The sequence below is a fragment of the Pseudomonas floridensis genome (assembly GCF_002087235.1).
Lineage (GTDB): Bacteria > Pseudomonadota > Gammaproteobacteria > Pseudomonadales > Pseudomonadaceae > Aquipseudomonas > Aquipseudomonas floridensis.
In genome coordinates this window covers 24512-47854 of sequence record NZ_MUIO01000012.1, presented here as the reverse complement: position 1 = coordinate 47854, position 23343 = coordinate 24512, and the positions used below count along the sequence as shown (strand labels likewise).

The window sequence follows — 23343 nt, the reverse complement described above, 5'->3', positions numbered from 1 at the left end:
AAGGGTCAGAACACGGGGTCTTCGAGCACACAGTCGTAGCGTTGGCGGTCCACGTGACGCGTGGCCGGCGCTACGCTTGAGCAGGTGGGCCTGGCAAAGCGGCAGCGCGGATGAAAGGCGCAGCCGTCCGGAAGATGCAGCGGGCTGGGCGGCTCGCCCTGCAGCGGCTCGCCGGGTAGCGGACGATCCGGGTCGATCTCCGGAATGGCCTGGATCAGGGCTGCGGTGTACGGATGACGCGGGCTGCAAAACACCGATTCGACCGGTCCTTCTTCGACGATTCTGCCCAGGTACATCACGGCCACCCGATCACACAGCCGCCGCACGATGGCCAGGTCGTGAGCGATGAACAGGATAGCCAGATTCATGCGCTCACGCAGTTCCAGCAGCAGGTTGATGATCTGGCCCTGAATCGAAACGTCCAGCGCCGCCACGCACTCATCGGCGATGATCAGTCGCGGCTCGATGGCCAGGGCGCGGGCGATACCGACCCGCTGACATTGCCCGCCGCTCAGGGCGCCGGGCTTGCGCTCGGCGAACTCCGGACGCAGACCGACCATGTCCAGCAGCTCAATGACCCGAGCGGCAATAGCCTGCGGGGCAACTTTGCGTTGTACGCGCAGCACCTCGGCCAGCGTCGCTCCGATGGTCATGCGCGGATTGAGCGACGAAAACGGGTCCTGAAAGATCATCGCCGTCTCGCTGCGCAGCCGCTGCAGATGAATGCCGCTGCCCTGCGCCACATCGACATCGTCGAACACGATCTGCCCGGACGTCACGTCGTTGAGACGCAGAATGGCGCGCCCCAGCGTGCTTTTACCGCTGCCTGACTCACCGACCAGGCCCAGCGTTTCGCCAGCCCCGATGGTCAGCGACACGCCATTGACGGCCTGTACCCATTGCTTGTGCATGCCCAGAAAGCCGCTTCCGGACGCCGGAAAACGTACCACCAGGTCGTTGACACTCAACAGCGGCGAGCCACTCATGAGAACACCTCCTGCGCGTCGGCCCGAGTCATCGACAAGGGGTAATGACAGGCGGCCGCATGCCCCTGGCCCATCGCACGCATCAACGGCAGACGCTCCGCGCAGCCCTCTGCCGCCTGGGGACAGCGGGCATGGAACCGGCAGCCTTGCGGCAGGGCGTCCAGCAACGGCGGCTGACCGGGGATCGTGCGCAATAATGCCGTGCCCGCGCTGCTCGCAGGTTGACAGTCGATGAGGCCACGCGTGTAAGGATGCCGCGCCTGTGCGAGCACTTCGCGCTTGCCGCCGTGCTCGCACAGGCGACCGGCGTACATGACAGCGATGGAATCACAGGTTTGCGCGACCACGCCCAGGTCGTGGGTGATCATGATCAGCGACAGGCCATGACGGTCGCGCAGGTCCAGCAGCAGACGCAGGATCTGCGCCTGAACGGTGACATCCAGCGCGGTGGTCGGCTCATCGGCGATCAGCACCTGCGGACCGCAGCCCAGCGCAACGGCGATCATGGCGCGTTGGCGCATCCCGCCGGAAAACTCATGCGGATAGTTGTCCACTCTGGAGGCGGGATCGGGGATCCCGACCTGGCGCAGCAGGTCAATGGATTGCGCACGCGCCTCGCGCCTGGAGGCCCCTTGGTGCAAGCGAAACCCTTCGGCAATTTGCTCGCCGATACGCATCAGCGGATCGAGGTGACTGCTGGGATTCTGGAAGATCATGCCGATACGCCGCCCGCGTACTGCGCGCATGCCTGCGGCGTCGAGCGTAAGCAGGTCGATGTCATTGAGCAGCACCGAACCGCCGCGTACGTGCAGGTCCGGCGACGGCATCAGTTGCATCAGCGCCCGGCAGGCCATGGTCTTGCCCGAACCGCTCTCGCCGACCAGACCGAGTATCTCGCCCTGATGCAGATCGAACGACAGCCGGTCGACCAGCGTCACCTCGCGGCCACGGCTGCTGGCCACCACGCTCATGTCGTTGACCTTCAATATCGGTGCGCTCATCGGCGTTCTCCCAGCGTTTCAGCCACGCCATCGGCCAACAGGCTGAAACCCATGGCGAGGGTGACGATGGCCAGGCCTGGAAACAGGCAGATCCACCAGGCGGAAGTCAGAAACGCCTGACCTTCGGCGACCATCGTGCCCCACTCGGCCAGCGGCGGTTGCACGCCCAGCCCCAGATAGCTGACCGAAGCGCCGCTGAGCAGCACCAGCACCGCGTCGGACATCGAAAACACGATAGAGCCGAACAGCGCGTTGGGCAGTAGATGGCGAAACAGAATCCGCAGGTGACCGAAGCCCAGGCTTTTGGCCGCCAGTGCGAAGTCGCTTTCCTTGAGCACCAGGATCTGCGAGCGGATCAGGCGCGCGTAGGACACCCAGCCCACCAGCGCCATGGCGATGTAGAAACTGGTCAGACCGGGACCAAGAATCGCGATGATGGCCAGCATCAGCACCAGAAACGGGAACGCCAGGACAATGTCGATCACCCGCATGCAGAGGTCGTCGAAGCGCCCGCCGATGTAGCCGGACAGCGCGCCGACGAAGGTGCCGATCAGGAACGGGAACACCACGCCGAGTACGCAGATCTGCAGGTCGACGCGAGCGGCCCAGATGACCCGGGACAGGATGTCGCGACCAAAATTGTCAGTGCCGAACGGGTGCGTCAGATGCGGCCCCATCAGGCGTAACTCAGTGTTCTGCCAGATCGGGTCGTATGGCGCCAGCCACGGCGCGAAAATCGCCAGCAGCAGCCACAGACCCAGCAACGAACCGCCGAGCAGCATGGCCAGGCGTCCATTGCGCAGGCGTAGACGCAGTCGCGAGCGCCAATGAGCGGGGGCGTGGGCCTGGGCAATGGTCATTTGATGTTTATCCGTGGGTCGATGGCCACCGTGGCAACGTCCGCCAGGAAGTTCACCGTGACGGTCGCGCAGGCCAGCACCATCGCGACGCCCTGCACCACCATGTAGTCGCGACTGAAGATGCCGCGCACCAGCAACTGGCCGATACCGGGAATGGCGAACAGGCTTTCGATGACCACGGTGCCACTGATCAGCCAGCCGATATTCACCGCCAGCAGGTTGATCGATGGCACCAGCGAGTTGGGCAACACGTGTCGCCGGAACAACGCGCCCTCGCTCACGCCTCTGGCTCGGGCTGCCGTGACATGGTCGGCCTGTAGCTCCATCAACATGCTGGCGCGCAGATTGCGCACCAGCACCGCCGACAACGCCAGCGCGATGGTCAGGCACGGCAGCACCATGTGATGCAGCTTGTCCAGCCAGTCGTTGCCGTAGCCTGACACCGGAAACCAGCCCAGCTTCACGCTGAACAGCAGGATCATCATGATGCCCAGCCAGAAGGCCGGCATGCCCAGCCCGGTGGTGGTGAACACCCGAATCAGGTTATCGCCCCAACTGCCTTTGTTGCGGGCGGCAACCGCGGCCAGCGGAACTGCGATCAACAGCGCCAGCAAAACGCTGCCCAGCACCAGGAACAGCGTGGGCTCCAGGCGTGTACCGATCAGTTTCAGCACATCGATCCGGTACAACAGCGACTTGCCCATGTCGCCCTGAGCAAGGTTTTTCATGAAATACAGGTATTGCATCCACATCGGCTGATCGAGCCCGAACTGCGCACGAATGCTGGCCAGGCCTTCCGGCGTGCTGCGCGCGCCCAGCAGGATGCGCGCCGGGTCGCCGGGTATCGAACGCACCAGAATGAAGGTCACCAGACTGATACCGAACAACACAGGCAGCAGTTGCAACGGACGCTGGAGAATGAAGCGATAACGACCCAGATTCATCACATGCCCCGAGGTTGTTGAGCAAAGCACGGCGCATCCGGACACTGCGGACAACGCTGCATTTCATGATCGCAGACTTCAACGCGGCTGCACTCTTCAGGCCCGGTTTCACATAACATCATAGTTCCCAATCCGGACGCTCGGTCATGACCCGAACCCTAACGCGGTGTATAGCGACTGGACAGCTAGCAATTCTTATAGGTTTTGCCGTGCAATCCGTCTGCAAACCGGGCCGTGGCACCGTCCTTGCTTGGATCATTGCTATAGTTGACCCTTGCTCGTTCGAATGACAAAGGAAGTCATGCTATGCACGTGAGGTTGTCGGATTTCAATACACGCCTACAGTCTGCGGCCACGCTGGACCAGCAGATGGATTGCGCATGGATGCTCGCTTCAGGACTCGGCTTCGACTCGGTGGTTTACGACTATAGTCCCGTGCCCGTGTCCCATGATGGTGCACTGATCACCCCTTCGTTGCTGACGTTGCGCAACGCCCCCGAAGACTGGCACACACTGTGGTGCAGTAAAGGCTATTACCAGATCGACCCGGTTCAGCAACTGGCGGTGAACAGCGTCTCGCCTTTCGTGTGGTCTTATCAGCCCAAGGCTGAAACGGTGTTGCGCACGATGATCAAGGACCTGCACACACCCGTAGTGCGCTATCTGCACGAATTCCACATGACCTGCGGCGTTACCGTACCCATTCATATGCCCAAGGGCGGCTTTGCGACGCTGACCGGCATCTGCTCGGACAGCAGCGACGCGACGCTGGAAGACGCCCGGCACAGCCTGGCCGAGTTCGGTCTGCTTGCCCATGCCTTTCAGGAAGTGGCCTACCCGTTGTTCGACAAGGCCATGCATTCATGCACGGCAATCAAACTCACTCGCCGCGAACGTGAATGTCTGCGCTGGTCCGCCGAAGGCCTGACCGCCAAGGAAATCGCCCAGCACCTCAACCGCTCCGTTGCCACCGTGACACTGCACCTCAATTCCGCCATGCAGAAGCTCGGCGCGAAGAACCGTGTGCAGGCCGTGGTACGCGCCGTGCACTACCGATTACTCGACAGCTGACCCGAAAAACCGGCAAAACCTATCATTTCTTCCAGTTATCGCCGCCGAAAAGTGGCGCTATGGTGTCGCGATCCATAACGAGAGACCGACAGCATGTCAGAGATCACGATCCAGGAAGGTTACGCACCCTTTGGTCCCTACCAGACCTGGTATCGCGTTACAGGCGATCTGTACGGTCCTCACACGCCGCTGGTCATTCTGCACGGCGGCCCTGGCTGCACCCATGATTACGTGGATGCGTTCAAGGACATCGCCAATACCGGTCGTGCCGTTATTCACTACGATCAGCTGGGCAACGGAAAGTCGACCCATCTGCCAGATGAAAAAGCCGATTTCTGGACAGTCGAACTGTTCCTGAAAGAATTGGACAATCTGCTGTTGCATCTGGATATCGCCAACAAATACGCCCTGCTCGGCCAGTCCTGGGGTGGCATGCTGGCCTCCGAACATGCCGTTCTTCAACCGAAGGGGCTGAAGGCGCTGATCATCGCCAACTCCCCGGCCGACATGCACACCTGGGTCAGCGAAGCCAACCGCCTGCGCCGGGAACTGCCGGAAGCCGTTCAGAAAACACTGCTGCGCCATGAAGAGGCCGGCACCCTGCAGGCGCAAGAGTATGTAGAAGCCTCTCGCCTCTTCTATAACCGCCACGTATGCCGTGTGATCCCATGGCCGGAAGAGGTGAAACGTACGTTCGACCAGATCGATGCCGATCCGACCGTGTACCACGCCATGAATGGCCCGACCGAGTTTCATGTGATCGGCACGATGAAGGACTGGACCATTGTCGAACGCCTGCACCGGATCAAGGTGCCGACGCTGCTGATCTCCGGGCGGTACGACGAGGCTACGCCGCTGGTGGTGAAGCCCTATATCGACAATGTGCCGGACATCAGTTGGTCGATTTTCGAGGAATCCAGCCACATGCCCCATGTGGAAGAGCGCATGGCCTGCATGGGCGTGGTGGCGAACTTTCTGGATGAAAAAACCGATCAGGTAACAGCCTATAACTTCCCGTAACCCTAAATACGCGATTATAGATAAAACGTATCGAGACCTGACAGGACGCCCATCCCAGCGGATCAGCGAGTTCTTACGCCATTAAAATACTGAATAACTCGCTGAACGGTGTATATAAAAAGTGAAGAAACTTTCATTATTCAGACATTAAAGCCCGGCCTTCTTCGGCAGAAAAACTGTTCATTGGATGGGAGTTCTTGCCCCTCCTGAACACTTTGCCGCCGGAGGCAAACATGAATCTCAGGTCACTCAATATTTCCCGCAGGGCGTCGCTCTGCTTTGGCATCATCACCGTCCTGCTGGTCGGGCTGGGTGTCTTTTCCTACGTTCAGATGGGCAACCTGCGTGCCTCCGAACAAAATATCGCAATGAATTCGCTTCCCAGCATTCAGGTGATCGACGACATCCAGGTCGCCCTGCTGCATGCGCGCCTGGAAAGCATCCGGATGCTGGCCAACAGTGAGCCGACAGTCCATCAGGCCGCAGTCGCCAAGACCAACGAGGCGGTCAGCGCATTGCAGTCGAGCAGTGACTTTTATCGCAAGAACCTGATTTCCGGTGACCAGGACCGGCTTAACTTCAATGAGGCAGGCGCCAAAATGGCGAACTATATCGATGGCGTAAAACAGGTCATTGCACTGGACACCTCAAATCATGAACAAGCGCTTGCGTTTGCCAACACTGAGCAAGCACAACGAGCCACTGTCTATCAGGAAAAACTGACTGCTCTGCGGGAACAGAATGCCAAAGAAGCCAAGCACTCGGGTGACGATGCAACGGCGGTTTATGACCACAGCGTCAAAGTGCTGATTGCCGTCGTTATCGTCGCCTCGATATTGACGGTATTTCTGGCCATCGCCCTGACGCGCAGTATCGTCGACCCGATTGGCTCTTCTCTGAAACTGGCTGAAGACATTGCCGCGGGCGATCTGACCCGGCAACTCGAGGTGACCGGCGAGGACGAAGCCTCGCGCCTGATGAACGCCTTGAACCTGATGTCGAAAAACCTGCGCGATACCATTCAACAGATATCCGGCGCCTCGACGCAACTGAGCACCGCAGCGGTCGAAATGACCTCCATCACCGAAAGCGCCGACCGTACCCTGCAACAACAGAACAGTGAAATCGAACAGGCCGCCACCGCCGTGAACCAGATGAGTGCCGCGGTTGAAGAAGTCGCACGCAACGCGACCTCAACCTCGCAGGCTGCCCAAAACTCCAGCGTCGCCGCCGACCTGGGCAACAAGCGGGTCGCTGAAACGCTGACCGCCATGCAGGGCCTGACTCGCCTGGTCGAGGGTTCGTCCGCACAGGTCACGGCGCTCGCCAGTCAGGCACAGGACATCAGCAAAGTGCTCAGCGTCATCCGGGCAATTGCCGAGCAGACCAATCTGCTGGCGCTGAACGCCGCCATTGAAGCGGCGCGTGCTGGCGAGCAAGGACGTGGCTTTGCCGTGGTGGCTGATGAAGTTCGTGCCCTGGCACACCGCACGCAGACCTCCACTCAGGAAATCGAGCAGATGATTTCCGCGATTCAGGCAGGTTCCTCCGCCACGGTAGACTCGATGCAAAAGAGCACGCAGGAAGTGCACAGCACACGCCAGACCGCCGAAGACGCAGGCCAGTCGCTGCGACAGATCACCGACTCGGTGCTCGAAATCAACGAGCGCAACCTGCAGATCGCCACCGCCTCGGAACAACAGGCGCACGTTGCCCGTGACGTCGACCGCAGCCTGATCAGCATTCGAGACCTGGCCGTGCAAAGCAGCGAAGGCACACGCCAGACGCTGATTGCCAGCAACGAACTGTCCCGCCTCGCCGTGAATATGAATGATCTGGTGTTGCGATTCAGGACGTGAGTCCGGACGCTGAGGAAACGCGAGCGCACTGTGAATACTGATGTTAACGGTGCGCTCGTCATCAGGCAGTCCAATGCTCGCGTCACCAGACAACGGTCGACCCACAGCACGTGTTCGCACCGAACGTACAGGTTTCACAGGTCACTTATTCTATAAAGGCCGGGCCATATCACTAGTTGCACTATAAGCGTGCAAAAAACAATAACAAATTGCCATCACTTGTTAATTAAAGTCTGCATATGACTTGTATCATCTACGATACAGTCATGCGGTATCAGGTATGATGCGCACTACTCAAAGTAGTGGACGTATGCGGTATGCCTTGCAGAATTATCGTGGCTGACGATCATCCGTTATTTCGTGAAGGGATGCTGCGTACTGTTGAACGCCTGGTGCCAGAGGCGGTCATCGAACAGGCCGGCAATCTCGATGAAGTTCTCGAGCTGGCGCGATCGGGTGACGAAGTCGATACCTTGGTACTGGACCTTCGTTTTCCGGGCCTTACTTCCGTTCAGACGATTGCCGAACTTCGCAATGAGTTCAGGCGCACCTCGATCATCGTGGTGTCCATGGTCGATGATCTGGATACCATTTCAGAAGTCATGTCCCATGGCGCCGATGGTTTCATCGGCAAGAACATCGATCCTCAGGAAATTGCCGAAGCCTTTATTGCCATTCGCAATGGTGATGTCGTGGTCAAGTACAAACCCGAAGGTTCGATTCTGGGTGATGCAGAGTTGGCGACGCTCGGCCATCTGACGTGCCGCCAGAAAGAAGTGCTTGGTCTTGTTGCGTCCGGCAAGACCAACAAGGAAATAGCCAAGGCGTTGGGCATCTCGCCCTTCACGGTGCGCATCCATGTTTCCAGTCTGCTCAAGACGCTGGGCGTTTCAACGCGTTCTGCCGCGGCGGCGCAATTTTCAAGTCTTTCCAGCAAGTAATTGCCATGTCGCTATTGCCCAAACGCATTGACCTGGAAATGACTCAGGCGCTGTTACGCCTTGCAGTCATTGCCACATCAACCTGTTACACGCTTATTACCTACGCGCTGGATGAAATATCCGAAGAACGCATGTTCATCATTCTGGGTTATTGCCTGGCGTTCGGCGTGGTGACGGTGGGTCTGGTGATACGCATTGCACAGCGTCCCGGCGCCTCCGGCAGACGACGACTGTTCGCGCTGGTCACGGACAATATGGCGGGCATCGTCACGATCACGGTTGGGGGCGAGGGGCTGCTTCCGGTGTATTCGGTAATGCTGAGCATGACGGTGGGTTACGGCATGCGCTACGGGCGCAATTATCTGTTGCTGGCAACCGGATTCTCGATGATTTCGTTGCTGATCATCATTGCCCTCACGCCCTTCCTGCGCGAGCACCACGCGGTTGCGGTGCTGATGATTCTAACCATGCTGGTACTGCCGCTGTTCGTCTACTTCCTGCTCGGCCGACTGCATCTGGCACTGAAAGAAACCGAGGCAGCCAACCAGGCCAAGTCGCGCTTTCTGGCTCAGGCCAGTCATGACCTGCGACAGCCCATTCATTCCATCAGCCTGTTCACCGCCTGCCTGCGCGACGCCAGCCTGGGCGACAACGAACGGCGTCTGGTGGACAACATCGACCGAGCCCTGGGCTCCGTTGAACAACTGTTCCGCTCACTGCTGGACATTTACACCCTGAACCGGGGCGAGGTGACACCGCGCCTGGAAACAGTCGATCTGGATGCGCTGCTCAAAGGCCTGGCGAGCCAGAACAGCGAGGCCGCCAGTTGGGCTGGCGTGGATATTCGGGTCCGCAGCGGCAATCATCACGTGCGCACCGACCCGGTGTTGCTCAGTACGTTACTGCAGAACCTCATTTCCAACACCTTCAAGTACGCGCCCGGCAAACCGGTATTGATCGGCTGCCGACGTCGCAAGGGTAAACTTGATATCGGCGTCTACGACCAGGGACGCGGTATTTCCGCCGAGCACCTGCCACATCTGTGCAACGAGTTCTATCGGGTGCGCGAGAAGCGCGACCGGGACATCGAAGGCGTCGGGCTCGGCCTTAGCATCGTCAGCCGCATCGCCCGGCTCATGAGTCTGCGGGTTTCCATCCGCTCGACCCCGGAACGCGGGACCGCCGTGACCATTGCCGGACTGCCGGTCGTCGCTGCCAGCCGCGTGGCGCCGATTCAGGCAATCGACTGGAACACGCGCCTGCTGGGCGGCCTGCGAGTCATGCTGATCGAGGACAATCACAGCGTGTTGCAGGCCACCGCGATGCTACTGCGCAAGTGGGGCTGCGAAGTCCAGACCTCTACCCGGATTCCGGACGCACACGTTGATTGCGATCTTGTGGTGACCGACTTCGATCTGGACCGCACCGCATCGGGCGCCGACTGCATCGCTTACCTCAGCAGGCTGCAAGGCCGACGCATTCCGGCCATCGTAATCACCGGGCATGAACTCCAGCATGTGCGCCAGACCTTGAACGATCCTGAAATTCCGGTGCTTGCAAAACCGGTCAGGCCTGCCGAGCTTCGCTCATTGCTGCTCAGTTTCAAGGTCGACGCGACGGCAGAGCCGGTCAGAAGCTGATCCACGGTGATGATTCAGTAAAACTGTCATGTCATTGCAGGCGGTAATAATCAATCACATCGTTCTTGAAGTAGATATACAGCGTCGAACCCTGAACTTTGCTGGCGCCTTTTCTGACGCCCGCAACGTTGGCGGCATCCGACAAAACGTCCTGCCCTCTCGAGGTTTGTGCCGATAAGGAGTACATTTTCAGACTGGTTTCAGTGGACACATACTTGTGTGCCAGATCAGTGTACTTCGACAGCCCCTCTTCGCTCTTGCGGTACTCCCAATTCGAGTCGTTGCTGCCGCTGACAACATCCAGCGATTCCGAATAAGGTTCACCAAAAAGCTGCCTGACCTGCTCCTTGGTGGTCTTCCCCGGAATAAGGTTTTGCTTGAGGTAATTCAACTCATACTTTTTAGCCCCGCCATTGAGCGAGTCGTTGAGCGAGCCCAGAAGATCATTGGAGCCTGCACAACCACTCAATGTACCCACTAACAGGCACAGCATAAAACCCCTACGCACATGGTTGACACTGTTGAATGACATGTTCATCTTTACCCTTGATAACGATCAGGCGCGCAATGGCAGGGGCTTGCAGAAAAAGAACAGGCACGCGATCTGAAACTTCATGTTTTTCAGATAAATGAGCGCTGCAATGGAAAGACCTGAAAGTCCCCACCGTTCATTTGCAACAAGCGGTCTGGTTGCCAGGCGATGCTCGCAACCCGATCAGTTTAAGAGCACGGTACTTGATACGGCGATAGTACACATGTACTAGGCCCTGTGGTGGGGAGCGTCAGAATCGGTAACTGGCGCCCACGCCAAAATAGCTCGCACTGTTTTCATAACGGGCGCTGTAGCTGGCCAATGCATTCGAGCGACTGACGTTCACGCTTTCTTCTTTAAGCCAGGAGTACGCAAGATCGATGGTCAACTCCTTACTCACGTCATAACCGGCCCCGACGCTGACAATCGTGCGATCCCCCGTCGGCGTGCGAGGCGAGCGATTGGTATTGCTGGTGGGCGACTGGTCCAGGCGAACGCCGGCACGCAGGATCCATTGCTCGTTCAATTGATAGGAAGTGCCTAGCGCATGAGCCCAGGTGTCATGCCAGTCCAATCCCCCGGCGACGGCGTTCGACAACGACGAAGCCAGCACGCCACCGACCGCCGGACTGATGCTTTCGGTGCTGAAGCTCAGGTCCTTCATGCGACTCCAGCGGGTCCAGGTCGCCCCGGCATAGAGCTTCCAGGCATCGGTCAGGTCTTGCGTCACCGACAGGTCGAGAGATTCTGGCGTGTCTATCTGCAATGAACAGTCATAACGATTGCTGGTGAGGAGCTGAGGCGGTGTTCCGGCACCCGTGGCCACCTGCGTGTGGCAATCGAGGTCGTAGCGGACCCGAGAGTGATACGCCACGCCGGCACGGGTCGTATCGGTAAGCGTGGCGAGCAGGCCGACATTGAAACCCAGCGCGACATCGTCACCTTTCACCTTTACATTGGTGTCGGCAATCGCCGGGTTCAGCGTCAGGTCGGATTCCAGCGTGCCCGCAAACCGGTTGATGGTCGGTCCCAAACCGATGGACAGGCGATCGTTGAAGGCGTAGCTGACCGTCGGCTGCAACGTGATGACCCTGGCGTCGCTTCTGCTGGCAAACGCGCGCCCCTGGAAGCCCGACTCGTAATCGGTAGCCAGGCCAAACGGGGCATAAACCCCCATTCCGAACGCCCAGTGCTCGTCCATCTTGTAGGTGTAAAAACCGGACGGCACGGCTTTGAACGGCACCATGTCACCCTTGTTCGTGCCACTGGACCGACCGCTTGCACGACTGATGTCGGTGGAGGCGTCGATGAAGGACACACCGCCGGTGATCTGTTGCCCGTCCAGACGCGCCATGCCTGCCGGATTGCCATAGACGGTGCTGGCATCTTCGGCAGCCGAAGCGCGTCCGGCAAACGCCGTACCTGCATTGCTGACGCTCTGCTCATTGAGCGCAAAGCCGCCCGCAAAAAGCTGCGTGGACGCAACGGCCACGGTAAAACCCAATGTGATTTTCTGCATGATTCCCGATACTCGCGGCGGGTGAACATTCAATACTGCTGACCTGACCGTGGGTATACGCCCGGTGACACATGGCGTCCGGGAACATCAATCCTGGTACGGCTCCAGCCCTGACGTGCACGACAGACGCGCTGTCCTGCCCGATTCAATGGCTGATCGGCGAGAGTATCAGCGCGAAAAAACGCCAGCCATAGTACAGGTGTACTAATGGCCCATTGCCCAGCATGGATCTCCCGGCAATCTCGATGCGTGACGAGCACACGGAAAACCATGTCGCCTGGGGCCTTGAGTCGCGTCGTTACCTGATCGGCCGCGCAAAAAAATGCCGACTTTTTCGGTCGGCGATTTTGTTAGTGCAATAACCGCGCAACTAACTTATTGGCGTCAGCGCCCCGTCAGTATTACGCCGTTGCGTAATATTCCAGGAATATTTCATGTAAGCCTCGGTCAGGTATGGCAGGATCACCAACGGCTACAGGTTGATGACAGCTCGAAGCGTGTCGGATGCCATGCCGGCTTCTCAACGATCAGGTCGGGGCAACGCAATTGAACACCACATTGACTTCCGCAGAACTGGCCGTCATCAGTGAAATCGAAACCACCTCAAGCTTGCTGAGGCTGGTGACGCGACTCACCGGGCTCAGGTTTGCCGCAATCGCCAAAGTGACCGACGCCAGCTGGACGGCATGTGCGGTGTATGACGAGATCAATTTCGGACTGGAAGCCGGCCACGAACTCAAACTGGAAAACACGTTCTGCAACGAATTGAGACTGAATCATCGTCCTATCGTGATCAATGAAGTCGCTACAGATCCCGTGTATGCCGATCACTTCATTCCCAAAATGTTCAGCTTTCAGAGCTATTTTTCGCTGCCCATCATTTTTCCCACCGGGGATTTTTTCGGCACGCTGTGTGGCCTGGATCTGCTCCCGAAAAAGCTCGATGACGAGCAACTGCTCGACACCCTCAAGGTGTTCTGCACGCTGATCGCCAACTCGCTCTATGCCCATCAGCAACTGACGCAATTGCAGGCTCAAATGGGCGAATCGCACCCAGAGCGGACTACGGCGTGAGCGCCCGCTCCATGATCAGTGTCCGTTCATCGCCGTCCAGTTGTTCGCGCACGGTGATGAATCCCAGAGTGATGTAAAAACCCTGTGCCGTCAGCGACGACGGCACGACCAGTGCACTGACCCCGCTTTCCCTCGCCGCGCGCTCGATCCGGCTCATCAAGTGACGCCCGACACCGCGCCCATGCCAGACTGGATCGACGAACACTGAACGCACCGCATGCCCGTCCAGGCTCGCGGTGCGGATGTGGCAGTGCATCGGGATCTCTCTTCAACCCGGCAAGCCAACGTAAAAATACGGACTGCGACGGGTTACGCTGGCTGCAGTCGATCAGGGTTCGATCACCCTTAGTGATTCAGGCATTAACGCCCTCAAGCGTAGCCTTATTGCTCGTCTTCGTCAGAACCTTGCTCGGCACTGTCTGCGCGCTGACCACCTGAAGCCTGACCGCCTTTACGTCCCGCTTCGGATGCGCGTTCAGGATCATTGGCGAAATTTCCACCGGATGCCTGGCCACCCTTTTTACCTGCTTCTGACGCACGCTCAGGGTCGTTGGCAAAATTGCCGCCTGATGCCTGACCGCCCTTCTTGCCTGCTTCGGATGCCCGTTCCGGGTCATTGGCGAAGTTGCCGGGATTGTTTTCCCCAGTGCTAGCCATTGTTGTGTCCTCCGTTATCGGCCGACCGCTTTATTGCGCTCGTCCAGATTGGAGAACGGATCCGGCACGGTCGATCCGGGAATCTGGAGGCGGGACGACGAATGGCAAAAATCGTTCAATCTCGTTCAAGAAGCGCTGAACGTCCCGATTTCAAAGGGTCCTGCGCTCAATTGGAAGCATCTGGCACGGCCTTTTCAGCGATTTGACAGGCGACGGGAGGCGATAGATAAAAATAGCGGGCTAATAAACTGAACTTTGTGATGTCATATAGTCATCATTCAAATACCGCCCCTCGAGATACCCATGAACGCTTGCGCCCCCCTCCCGCTCAACGAATCGCAACGCCTGTTGCGTATAGCGGAGCTGTGCGTGCTCGAAAACACGGCGGACGATGTCTTCGATGAAATCGTGGCGATGGCCGCCGAGTTCTTCGATGCCCCTATCGCGCTGATCTCCATCGTGGATGAGCATCGCCAGTGGTTCCGCGCCAGAGTGGGTCTGCAGGCTCAGGAAACCCCTCGCGATGTATCGTTTTGCGCCTATACGATCTTGGCTGACGAACCGTTCGAGGTGATCGATGCCACCCGCGACGAGCGATTTATGGGCAATAATCTGGTCACCGGACATCCCGGTATTCGGTATTACGCTGGCGCGCCGCTGATCACGGACGACGGCATCGCACTGGGCAGTCTGTGTGTGATCGACACCCAGCCACGCGAACCGATGAGCGACAAGCAAGCGTCGATGCTCAAACGCTTCGCCTCGCTGGTGATGAAGCGCATCGTGGGTCTGAGGCTGAGCTGCTTCATCGATCAGCCCACCGGCCTGTATAACCGCTCGCGTCTGCAGGAAGACATCACCCAGGCACTGGCGTCGAAGCAGCAGCATCGACTGGTTGCCGTGGACATGATAACCCCGGAATTCCTCAACGATATCGTCAAGGCGCTGGGCTACAGTTTTTCGCAGGACATGGTGATGGCGATTAAAAAGCGCCTGCAGCGTCTGCTGCCGTCCGACTGCTCGCTGTATAAAGTCAGCCCGACGCGTTTTGGTTTTTTGTTGCCGGGCGATGCAGCGAATGAACACATGTTTCGCGCTATCCTCAGAGACTTCGAAACACCGGTCGAGTGCCGGGGCATTCCGGTGCAGATGCAGGTCGGTCTTGGCGTAGTCGCGCTGGATAACGACACCAACACCGAGCAGGACTGGATGCGCCTGGTCATCAGTGCTGCTGACAACGCTCGCGACCGCAACGTCGGCTGGGCCATGTACGAACCTCATTCCGACGCGGCCCAGCAACGTGCGTTCAAGCTGCTCAGCTCGCTGACCAATGCCGTGCACGCGGACGATCAGTTGCGTCTGGTCTATCAGCCGCGTATCGACCTGACCTCGGGCCACTGCACGTCCGTGGAAGCCTTGCTGCGCTGGAATCACCCGACCATGGGGCCGATCGGTCCGGCCGAATTCGTGCCATTGGCGGAAAAGACCGCTCTCATGCGCCCATTGAGCCTTTGGGTGCTGAGGACGGCCATCGAACAGGCCGCCCGGTGGCAGCGTGAAGGTTTCGATTTCCGCATCGCGATCAATGTCACTCCTGAAGACCTGACCGGCCCGGCCTTTACGGACACGATGATCCGTCTGTTGAGCGAGCACGACATTCACCCGACCCGCTTCGAACTCGAGTTCACCGAAAGCGCGCTGATGCAGAACCCGGCTGAAGTGCGCAGCCAGCTGGAGCGCATGCGTGAAATGGGCATGGACGTGGCCATTGACGATTTCGGCACTGGCTATAGCAACTGGAACTATTTGCGCCAGTTGCCAGCGACCACCGTCAAGCTCGACCAGTCGTTGATTCGCAATCTGGCGTCGGACGAAACCGATCAGCGTCTGGTGAAAGCGCTGATCGGTCTGGCGAAGAAGCTCGGCTATTGCGTGGTAGCGGAAGGTATCGAAACAGACGATATCCGCAGACTGGTCAAGCAATGGGGTTGCGATGAAGGTCAGGGTTACCTGATCGCCAAGCCCATCGAAGCCGAGGCGCTGGTGAGCTGGCTCAGCCCCACGCATCGCCTGCAGAGTGTCGAAGAAGCCTCCCTTGCGGCCGCCTCACGGGACAAACGGTTATAACCTTAGAACACATCTTCATAACCACTCATAACATAAGCCGCTATGCTGCCCGCCACTTTTTGCCTGATACGTTTGCTTGACAGGGTTGGATATGGACGCGGGTGGTTTGGGGTTTGTGGTTGCAGGTCTGGTGGTCGGCTTCATCGTGGGCATGACCGGTGTCGGCGGTGGTTCTTTAATGACGCCTATCCTGCTGTGGTTCGGTATCAATCCGGCAACGGCTGTGGGCACTGACCTGCTGTACGCGGCGATCACCAAATCCGGCGGCGTGCTGGTTCACAGAAAAAACGACAACATCGACTGGAAAATCACCGGTCTGCTGACCCTGGGCAGCGTGCCCGCGGTGCTGCTGACGCTGTGGTTCCTGAGCACCCTGCACACCGCACCCGACGCGTTGAACGCCATCATCAAGCAAGCGTTGGGCTTCGTGCTGCTGTTGACGGCGCTGGCGGTGCTGTTCAAGAAAAAGCTGATGGCCTTCGCCCATGGTCGCGGCGACGGGCATTCGTTTTTCTCCGGCAGCAGCCTGACGGTACTCACCGTGGTGACGGGCCTGATTCTCGGCACCATGGTCGCGCTGACCTCCATCGGAGCTGGCGCACTGGGCACGGTGGCGCTGTTCATTCTGTATCCGCTGTTGCCGACCCGCCGACTGGTGGGCACGGAAATCGCTCACGCGGTGCCACTCACACTGGTGGCAGGGCTGGGCCACGCGAGCATGGGCAACATGAATTGGGAATTGCTCGGCTGGCTGCTGATGGGCTCGTTGCCTGGCATTTACCTCGGCAGCCATATGGCCGGGCGTGTCTCCGACGACCTGTTGCGCCCGTTTCTGGCGATCATGCTGGGGATGATCGGCTTCAAACTGGCGTTCTGATTCCAGCCCACCTCAATCTGTCACATGCATGAGTCAGTCTCGGCCCTGAAAACACGTGTCGAACGGCCTGCCGGGCAGCACGTTGTGCCGTGCAGGCACATTGGTCGGGATTTGCATTTTTTTGTAGCCCAACGAAGGTTTTCGGCGCAGGATTTCGCCGGTCTGCTTTCGCGCCGGTGCTCGGCACAGACTCATCCTTGCTGACTGGAGATGCCAACAATGCTTATCCGAATTGAAGAAGGTGTTTACGGGGCCCACTGGGTCGTGAAGCTGGACGATTACCCGGTGACGTGCCGGAGCTGGCAGGAAGCCAAAGAATTTGCAGATCGCATGAAATCCAGAATCGATGCCCCTCATTCTCTGCCGCTTTCGACATTGAACGCCATGCCTGAGCGTGCAGCGCCCGAAACACGTTCCCGCGCCATGGCCCGCTGAGCCGCAATCCCCCGCGAAAACCGATATCGGCAACACCCAAAACGCCGCTGCCCTGCCAGCGGCGTTTTTCATGATCCGGTCTGAACGAACACTGAAAAACGTTCTCGTTTCCGTGACATTCATTTCACATCTTCTTCACCTCGGTCTGGGTAAATTGAACCCACTCCTTTGATGAATCCCATTTGGCCCACCCTGTTGTGGGCCATTTTTTTGCCTGTGAAAAAGCCCCGACATGCCGCGCTGTCTCAGTTGGGAAGCGTCACTCGACGTCGCTGCGAGCCTGCCCTGAATCCTTGCTCGCAAGCGCAGCCGGGTTACTCAGTGCACCACTGCTCAGCTCCGCAAGACGATCACTGCCCGTCCCGCTGACGACCGCGCTGCTCCAGTGCGCGACCACCGTCGCCATCCATCCCAGCAAAAACAGCACAACAGCCTGCAACGCCCATTTGGTAATGATCGACATGCGCTCTCTCCTTAATCGGGTGTGGATGGCGAGCATGTAAACACCTCGTCATTGCAGAAGAATTGCAGAGTTTCAGTTTTTTGCCAGCATGCCGCTCATCCTTTTTCGCTGAACTCCCGCGCCTGTGAATCCTTCCTAATTTCATGGGCCGTTTCCGGCCCGAATGTCATTCAGGACCGAGAGGATATGAGCCATGCCTGCCGCGAACTCGAATAAAGACAACTACACCGACAAGCAAAAACGCAAAGCCGAGCACATCGAACAGGGCTACGAAGACAAAGGCGTTTCCAAGGGTGAGGCAGAAGCCAGAGCCTGGGCCACAGTGAATAAACAGTCCGGTGGCGGCGATCGCAAAGGCGGATCGGGCAGCAAGACGCCGGCGTCCAGTAAGACGGCAGCCCGCAAAGATTCGGCCAGACGCGCCGTCGCCACCAAGCGTGGCGAGCCCCGCAACGACCAGCCGCTGGAATCACAGACCAAAGTGGATTTGCTGCAGCGCGCGCGTGGTTTGAACATCTCAGGACGCTCGACCATGAGCAAGCAGGAACTGATCACGGCGCTGAAAAAGGCTTCGTGAGTCCATCACCGCGATCTGCTGCCAACAGGAGTTGCTCATGATCGGGACGAGAACAGGCAAGACCGAAGTCGTTCTGCTACCTACGCACCGGAAGCTTTCGACACACGAGGTCGTGGTTCATCAAGCGTTGGCGCAAAAGCTCGCGGGTCTGCTCGGTGCAGAATTCGTCGGGCTTTACGACAGCGCCATCCACCAAGGGCCGGGGTTGTACTTCGTGCCGTCCGACACGCTGATCGACCGGGACGCCTGCACCTATCCCGACATTCGATCGACCGATGATCTGTTTGGCGGGGTCATCGCAGCGCCATTCATGTCCACCAAAGCCCTGTCGCATCCGCTGCCCGACAACGCGATATACCGACCGCCAGGCTGGTCCGATGATTTTCATCGTCAGGCACAAAACGCCGTGCTCGGCGGATTTTCGGTATTCGACGCACAGGATGCGCTGGCTGTCGGCAAACAGATGCTTGCTGACGGCCCGCTGCGTCTAAAGCCTGTGTTGGCAACAGCGGGACGCGGCCAGGCGGTGGTGACATCGGAGACAGAGTTGAGCGCGGCCATTGCCCTTCAAGACGAGAATGAGGTTCGGGAGTATGGCCTTGTGCTGGAAGAAAACCTGCACGACGTGGTGACCCTCAGCGTGGGCCAGGTTCAGGTGGCAGGGCTCACGGCCAGCTATTACGGCACTCAGGATCTGACTCGGGACAATCAGGGCGAAACTGTTTATGGCGGCTCGCGCCTGCATATCGTGCGCGGCGATTATCAGACACTGCTTGGCCTGCCGCTGGACGACGCCGTCCGATGTGCCGTGCAGCAGGCGCTGGCCTACGAGAACGCCGCGTTCGCTTGTTTTCCGGGCTTCATCGCGTCGCGACGCAACTATGACATCGCTCAGGGCCGCAACGCGCAGGGCCGGCAACGCTCGGGCGTGCTGGAGCAGTCGTGGCGGATTGGCGGGGCCAGTCCTGCGGAAATCGAGGCGCTGCTGCTGTTCGATGCCGACCCGGCCAGGTATCAGGCCGAGGTTTCCAGCCACGAGATCTATGGCCAGACAACGCTGCCGGCCGATGCTCAAGTGCTTTACGAGGGCGATGACCCTCAAGTCGGCTTCATCACCAAATTCATTCAGGTTGAGCCTTATGAGCGTTCGCAGTGAAACCATCGAGATTCAGGTCAATAGCCAGTCCATCTCCGGATCGATCGTTACGCCGTGCGAGAAGTTTCCCGGCATCCTGTTCGTCCACGGCTGGGGCGGCAGTCAGCAACGCGACCTGGCGCGGGCCAAGAACATAACGGGGTTGGGCTGTGTGTGTCTGACCTTCGATCTGCGTGGCCATGAGCGTACCGAAGGCCTGCGCGGCAAGGTCTCACGCGAACACAGCCTGGAAGACCTGCTGGCCGCCTACGATCGCCTTGTCAGCCATCCCTCGGTGGATCCGGAGGCCATCGCCGTGATTGGCACCAGTTACGGCGGCTATCTGGCGACCATCCTGAGTGCGATGCGCACGGTAAAATGGATGGCGTTGCGAGTACCCGCCCTGTATTGGGATGCCGACTGGGATATGCCCAAACAGGAACTGGATCGCGACAGGCTGGCCCACTATCGCCGCTCGGCCGTCACGGCGGCGGACAATCGTGCGCTGGCGGCCTGCAAGGAGTTCAGGGGAGACGTGCTGTTGATCGAATCAGAGCGCGACGACTATGTACCACATGCCACGCTGATGAGTTATCGCGGTGCCTTCGAGCTGGCGCACTCACTGACCTACCGGCTGGTGGACGGCGCCGACCATGCGCTGAGCAGTGACATCAGTCAGAGCGTTTACAGCTCGATGCTGACCAACTGGATCAGCGAAATGGTCATTGGCGCCCGACTGGTCAATTACCCTCACCACTCGGCAAAGTACTCGTGAGTGGTGTCAGTATTTGGTGCTTTGCTGCTCAGGCTTGGCGGACGTATCGACATGGCGCGGACCGGCAAGCACCAATGCCAGTACACCGAGAATCGGTACGGCCACGATGACGATGATCCACATCAGCTTGTTGCTGGACTCTGTGACGCTTTTACGAACGCGCATCACGGCCCATATATCCGAAATCACGATTAACGCCGTGATCGCCGCGAACAGCCACAAATGATTTTCCGACATCCAAGGCATTTGAAATCTCCTGCACATTCAACGAAGGCAGCCGAACCGGCCACCCTTACAGTAGAAGAGGCTTGAGAGCGTCCTAAAGTTCAGAGAAGTAGGAAAAATCGGCTTTTTTCCAGACGTCCAGCCACCGCCGGTCCAGTCTGGCGAAACCATTGCGCCATGGGCTATTCAATCCGAAAGGGACTCGCAAGGACCTGCAGTCCCGTTCACTCTCGGAGGGAAGTGCCATGAACGTATTTATCGTCAAACTGTTCACCCGCCCCAGGCATGCGTGGCGAGACATACGCGAAGAGGAAGACCACAGCCCGCGTCAGTACGTGCCCCATCTGGTACTGTTAGGGCTGATTCCAGTGGTCTGTCTTTACATTGGCACCACGCAGGTGGGCTGGAACATGACGCTGGAAGACCGTGTCTGGCTAAGCACCAAAAGCGCGCTGCAGCTATGCGCCCTGCTCTACGTCGCGATTCTGATCGGCACGGCGCTGATGGGTACGTTCGTTCACTGGCTGTCACGCACCTCCAGCACGCGACCGACGCTCAACCAGTGCATCGGCTTTGCCACCTACACCATCACGCCGTTTTTCATCGCAGGCCTTGCAGGTCTGTACCCGAGCCGCTGGCTGATGATTCCGGTGCTGGGCCTGGCGGCGATTCATGCCACATTGCTGCTGATCAGCGGTATCGGCACCTTCCTGCGCCAGCCAGAAGGCAACGCACCGCTCTACGCGGCGGCGGTGTGGACCGTCGGCGTGCTGGTGTTCGTGACGATTCTGGTTTCAACGCTGCTGCTTTGGTACAACGTCCTGACGCCGGACTACGTCCGTACCGTACTGGGCGAAGTGCCGGAAACCTGATCCGTTCGCGGACAAGTCCGCTCCCACAGCCTGATCTGCACCCACTGCCGGGCACAAACCTGTAGGAGTGGACTTGTCCACGAAAGCCAGGCGTCAGGCGCTGCTGATGGACGCGTTGGGCAAATCTTTTCGCGGACAAGTCCGCTCCCACTGTTCGCACCCACTGGCTGGAGCACAACCTGTAGAGCGGTGCTGTCAGGTGATCGGTGCCGGGTTGAACAGGGTGATGTCGTTGTGCAGGCGATAGTGCTCGGTCCAGGTCTTTTTCTTGCCGCTGGCCACATCCAGGTAGTAGTGGAACAGCTCCCAGCCCAGGTCCTCAATACTGGCGCGTCCAGTAGCGATGCGCCCCGCATCGATATCAATCAGGTCCGGCCAGCGCTGGGCCAGTTCGGTACGGGTCGAGACCTTCACCACCGGCGCCATCGCCAAACCATACGGCGTTCCACGTCCGGTGGTGAACACATGCAGGTTCATCCCGGCCGCCAGTTGCAGCGTGCCGCACACGAAGTCGCTGGCCGGTGTGGCGCAGAAAATCAGCCCTTTGCCGTTGACCCGTTCGCCAGGGCCAAGCACGCCGTTGATGGCGCTGCTGCCGGACTTGACGATCGACCCGAGGGACTTCTCGACAATGTTCGACAGCCCGCCCTTCTTATTGCCCGGCGTGGTGTTGGCGCTACGATCCGCCTCGCCTTTGGCCAGATAACGGTCGTACCAGTCCATCTCGCGGACCAGCGCTTGCGCGACGTCCTGATCCTGGGCACGCGATGTCAGTAAATAAATGGCATCACGCACTTCGGTCACTTCGGAAAACATCACCGTTGCACCCGCACGCAGCAGCAGGTCCGAGGCGTACCCCAGCGCCGGGTTGGCCGTGATGCCGGAAAACGCATCGCTGCCGCCGCACTGCATGCCCAGAATCAACTCGGACGCCGGAACGGTCTCGCGACGGCGCAAATCCAGCTTCTTCAGGCGGACCTCGGCCAGTTCCATGATCTGCTCGATCATTTCATTGAAGCCGTGGCTCGAATCCTGAAGTTTGTACAGCCATGGCTCGCTCAGATCGACCGAGCTGTCGCCCTCGTGCATCACTTGACCGGCCTGCAGCTTTTCACAGCCCAGGCTGATCACCAGCGCCTCGCCACCCAGATTGGGGTTGCGCGCCAGGTTGCGCACGGTGCGAATCGGAATGTATGCGTCGGTGGCAGTGATCGCCACGCCACAGCCGTAGCTGTGGGTCAGCGCCACCACATCATCGACGTTCGGGTATTTGGGCAGCAGCTCGTCGCGGATGCGCTTGACGGCGAAGTCGAGTACGCCGGTTACGCACTGCACGGTGGTAGTGATGCCCAGAATGTTGCGGGTGCCGACGGTGCCATCGGCGTTGCGATAGCCTTCGAAGGTATAGCCGTCCAGCGGCTCGCCCTTTTCAGGCACGGCATCGGACATCGGCAGGCTGTCGAGCGCGGGCGCTGACGGCATGCGCAACTGGTCTTCCCTGACCCAACTGCCACGTGGAATCGGTTGCAGGGCGTAGCCGATGGTGTGGCCGTAACGAATCACGGCGTCGCCCTCGGCCAGGTCAACGGTGCTGACCTTGTGGCTCTGCGGTACGTTATCGACAGTCACCAGGCCGTTATCGAATTCGGTTCCGGCCGGCACACCCTGGTCGTTGACCACGACGACCACGTTATCCAGCGGATGAAGCCGGATGTAACGTGGCGAATCGGCATGTTGAATCAGGTTCATCACG

General features: G+C 59.0%; 22 protein-coding genes and 4 pseudogenes. 14 read left to right on the top strand and 12 right to left on the bottom strand.

The annotated features are described in order from the left end of the window. Positions 1–5: 5 nt before the first annotated feature. Genes BZK31_RS04080 through BZK31_RS04065 form a run of 4 tightly spaced genes read right to left on the bottom strand, consistent with a single transcriptional unit; the run spans position 6 to position 3791 of the window. Entirely contained in the window at positions 6–986 is a 981-nt protein-coding gene (locus BZK31_RS04080; protein WP_083181437.1) for an ABC transporter ATP-binding protein, read from the bottom strand. Continuing rightward, entirely contained in the window at positions 983–1987 is a 1005-nt protein-coding gene (locus BZK31_RS04075; RefSeq protein ID WP_083181435.1) for an ABC transporter ATP-binding protein, read from the bottom strand. The genes BZK31_RS04080 and BZK31_RS04075 overlap by 4 nt, the downstream gene beginning before the upstream one ends. Next, on the bottom strand, positions 1984–2847 hold the full coding sequence (locus tag BZK31_RS04070; RefSeq protein WP_083181434.1) for an ABC transporter permease: 864 nt from the start codon (positions 2845–2847) through the stop codon (positions 1984–1986). Before BZK31_RS04070 ends, BZK31_RS04075 begins: the two co-directional genes overlap by 4 nt. Next, positions 2844–3791 carry an ABC transporter permease gene (locus BZK31_RS04065; RefSeq protein ID WP_083181433.1) on the bottom strand — a complete coding sequence of 316 codons (948 nt, stop codon included), beginning with the start codon at positions 3789–3791 and terminating at the stop codon, positions 2844–2846. The genes BZK31_RS04070 and BZK31_RS04065 overlap by 4 nt, the downstream gene beginning before the upstream one ends. A 306-nt stretch (positions 3792–4097) precedes the next feature. Between BZK31_RS04065 and BZK31_RS04060 the strand changes: the two genes are divergently transcribed. The 6 genes and pseudogenes from BZK31_RS04060 to BZK31_RS04040 all read left to right on the top strand — a co-directional run bounded on the left by BZK31_RS04060 (position 4098) and on the right by BZK31_RS04040 (position 10322). Further along, positions 4098–4862 carry a LuxR family transcriptional regulator gene (locus tag BZK31_RS04060; RefSeq protein WP_083181432.1) on the top strand — a complete coding sequence of 255 codons (765 nt, stop codon included), beginning with the start codon at positions 4098–4100 and terminating at the stop codon, positions 4860–4862. Between the two features lie 93 nt (positions 4863–4955). Continuing rightward, positions 4956–5882 carry a proline iminopeptidase-family hydrolase gene (locus tag BZK31_RS04055; RefSeq protein ID WP_083181431.1) on the top strand — a complete coding sequence of 309 codons (927 nt, stop codon included), beginning with the start codon at positions 4956–4958 and terminating at the stop codon, positions 5880–5882. A gap of 233 nt (positions 5883–6115) precedes the next feature. Next, positions 6116–6886, top strand: a pseudogene (locus BZK31_RS30470) (MCP four helix bundle domain-containing protein); the annotation flags it as partial. Continuing rightward, on the top strand, positions 6860–7741 hold the full coding sequence (locus BZK31_RS30465; protein WP_415639663.1) for a methyl-accepting chemotaxis protein: 882 nt from the start codon (positions 6860–6862) through the stop codon (positions 7739–7741). The pseudogene BZK31_RS30470 and the gene BZK31_RS30465, both read left to right, overlap by 27 nt. Positions 7742–8058: 317 nt before the next feature. Then, positions 8059–8682 (top strand): response regulator transcription factor, encoded by a 624-nt coding sequence (locus BZK31_RS04045; protein ID WP_083181429.1) that lies wholly within the window; start codon positions 8059–8061, stop codon positions 8680–8682. 38 nt (positions 8683–8720) lie between these two features. Next, entirely contained in the window at positions 8721–10322 is a 1602-nt protein-coding gene (locus BZK31_RS04040; RefSeq protein WP_167377840.1) for an ATP-binding response regulator, read from the top strand. Between the two features lie 31 nt (positions 10323–10353). Here the strand turns inward: BZK31_RS04040 and BZK31_RS04035 are convergent, their stop codons facing one another. Then, on the bottom strand, positions 10354–10854 hold the full coding sequence (locus BZK31_RS04035; protein ID WP_083181427.1) for a hypothetical protein: 501 nt from the start codon (positions 10852–10854) through the stop codon (positions 10354–10356). A gap of 250 nt (positions 10855–11104) precedes the next feature. Then, a complete protein-coding gene (locus tag BZK31_RS04030; RefSeq protein ID WP_083181426.1) occupies positions 11105–12373 on the bottom strand; it encodes an OmpP1/FadL family transporter in 1269 nt (422 codons plus the stop codon). Positions 12374–12919: 546 nt separating this feature from the next. On the opposite strand from BZK31_RS04030, the gene BZK31_RS04025 reads away from it, so the two are divergent. Further along, positions 12920–13447 (top strand): GAF domain-containing protein, encoded by a 528-nt coding sequence (locus tag BZK31_RS04025; protein WP_083181533.1) that lies wholly within the window; start codon positions 12920–12922, stop codon positions 13445–13447. On the opposite strand, the pseudogene BZK31_RS04020 reads toward BZK31_RS04025, so the two are convergent. From BZK31_RS04020 to BZK31_RS29965, 3 pseudogenes are all read right to left on the bottom strand, one after another. Beyond that, positions 13437–13691, bottom strand: a pseudogene (locus BZK31_RS04020) (GNAT family N-acetyltransferase); the annotation flags it as partial. The gene BZK31_RS04025 and the pseudogene BZK31_RS04020 overlap by 11 nt on opposite strands. A gap of 137 nt (positions 13692–13828) precedes the next feature. Beyond that, positions 13829–13939 (bottom strand): annotated as a pseudogene (locus BZK31_RS29970) (KGG domain-containing protein); the annotation flags it as partial. Next, a pseudogene (locus BZK31_RS29965) lies at positions 13940–14104 on the bottom strand (con-10 family general stress protein); the annotation flags it as partial. 303 nt (positions 14105–14407) lie between these two features. Between BZK31_RS29965 and BZK31_RS04010 the strand changes: the two are divergent. From BZK31_RS04010 to BZK31_RS04000, 3 genes are all read left to right on the top strand, one after another. Beyond that, a complete protein-coding gene (locus BZK31_RS04010; protein WP_083181423.1) occupies positions 14408–16231 on the top strand; it encodes a sensor domain-containing phosphodiesterase in 1824 nt (607 codons plus the stop codon). Positions 16232–16322: 91 nt separating this feature from the next. Then, positions 16323–17108: a sulfite exporter TauE/SafE family protein gene (locus BZK31_RS04005; protein ID WP_083181422.1), complete on the top strand. Its 786-nt coding sequence runs from the start codon at positions 16323–16325 to the stop codon at positions 17106–17108. A 219-nt stretch (positions 17109–17327) separates the two neighbouring features. Next, on the top strand, positions 17328–17543 hold the full coding sequence (locus tag BZK31_RS04000; RefSeq protein ID WP_083181421.1) for a hypothetical protein: 216 nt from the start codon (positions 17328–17330) through the stop codon (positions 17541–17543). A gap of 259 nt (positions 17544–17802) precedes the next feature. Here BZK31_RS04000 and BZK31_RS03995 read toward each other — a convergent pair whose 3' ends face one another. Further along, complete coding sequence (locus BZK31_RS03995) at positions 17803–18006, bottom strand: hypothetical protein (protein WP_083181420.1); 204 nt, start codon at positions 18004–18006, stop codon at positions 17803–17805. A gap of 193 nt (positions 18007–18199) precedes the next feature. On the opposite strand from BZK31_RS03995, the gene BZK31_RS03990 reads away from it, so the two are divergent. From BZK31_RS03990 to BZK31_RS03980, 3 genes are read left to right on the top strand one after another with little or no spacing between them, the layout of a single operon-like run. After that, positions 18200–18583, top strand: coding sequence for a Rho termination factor N-terminal domain-containing protein (locus BZK31_RS03990; protein WP_083181419.1), 384 nt, complete (start codon positions 18200–18202; stop codon positions 18581–18583). Between the two features lie 37 nt (positions 18584–18620). After that, a complete protein-coding gene (locus tag BZK31_RS03985) occupies positions 18621–19739 on the top strand; it encodes a DUF3182 family protein (protein ID WP_083181418.1) in 1119 nt (372 codons plus the stop codon). Beyond that, complete coding sequence (locus BZK31_RS03980) at positions 19723–20493, top strand: alpha/beta hydrolase family protein (protein ID WP_083181417.1); 771 nt, start codon at positions 19723–19725, stop codon at positions 20491–20493. The genes BZK31_RS03985 and BZK31_RS03980 overlap by 17 nt, the downstream gene beginning before the upstream one ends. A gap of 6 nt (positions 20494–20499) precedes the next feature. Here the strand turns inward: BZK31_RS03980 and BZK31_RS03975 are convergent, their stop codons facing one another. Further along, positions 20500–20739, bottom strand: a complete 240-nt coding sequence (locus BZK31_RS03975; protein WP_083181416.1) for a PLD nuclease N-terminal domain-containing protein — start codon at positions 20737–20739, stop codon at positions 20500–20502. A gap of 224 nt (positions 20740–20963) precedes the next feature. Between BZK31_RS03975 and BZK31_RS03970 the strand changes: the two genes are divergently transcribed. Further along, entirely contained in the window at positions 20964–21590 is a 627-nt protein-coding gene (locus BZK31_RS03970) for a Yip1 family protein (protein WP_083181414.1), read from the top strand. A 195-nt stretch (positions 21591–21785) separates the two neighbouring features. On the opposite strand, the gene garD is transcribed toward BZK31_RS03970, so the two are convergent. Continuing rightward, positions 21786–23339 carry a galactarate dehydratase gene (garD, locus tag BZK31_RS03965; RefSeq protein WP_083181413.1) on the bottom strand — a complete coding sequence of 518 codons (1554 nt, stop codon included), beginning with the start codon at positions 23337–23339 and terminating at the stop codon, positions 21786–21788. Positions 23340–23343: the final 4 nt, after the last annotated feature.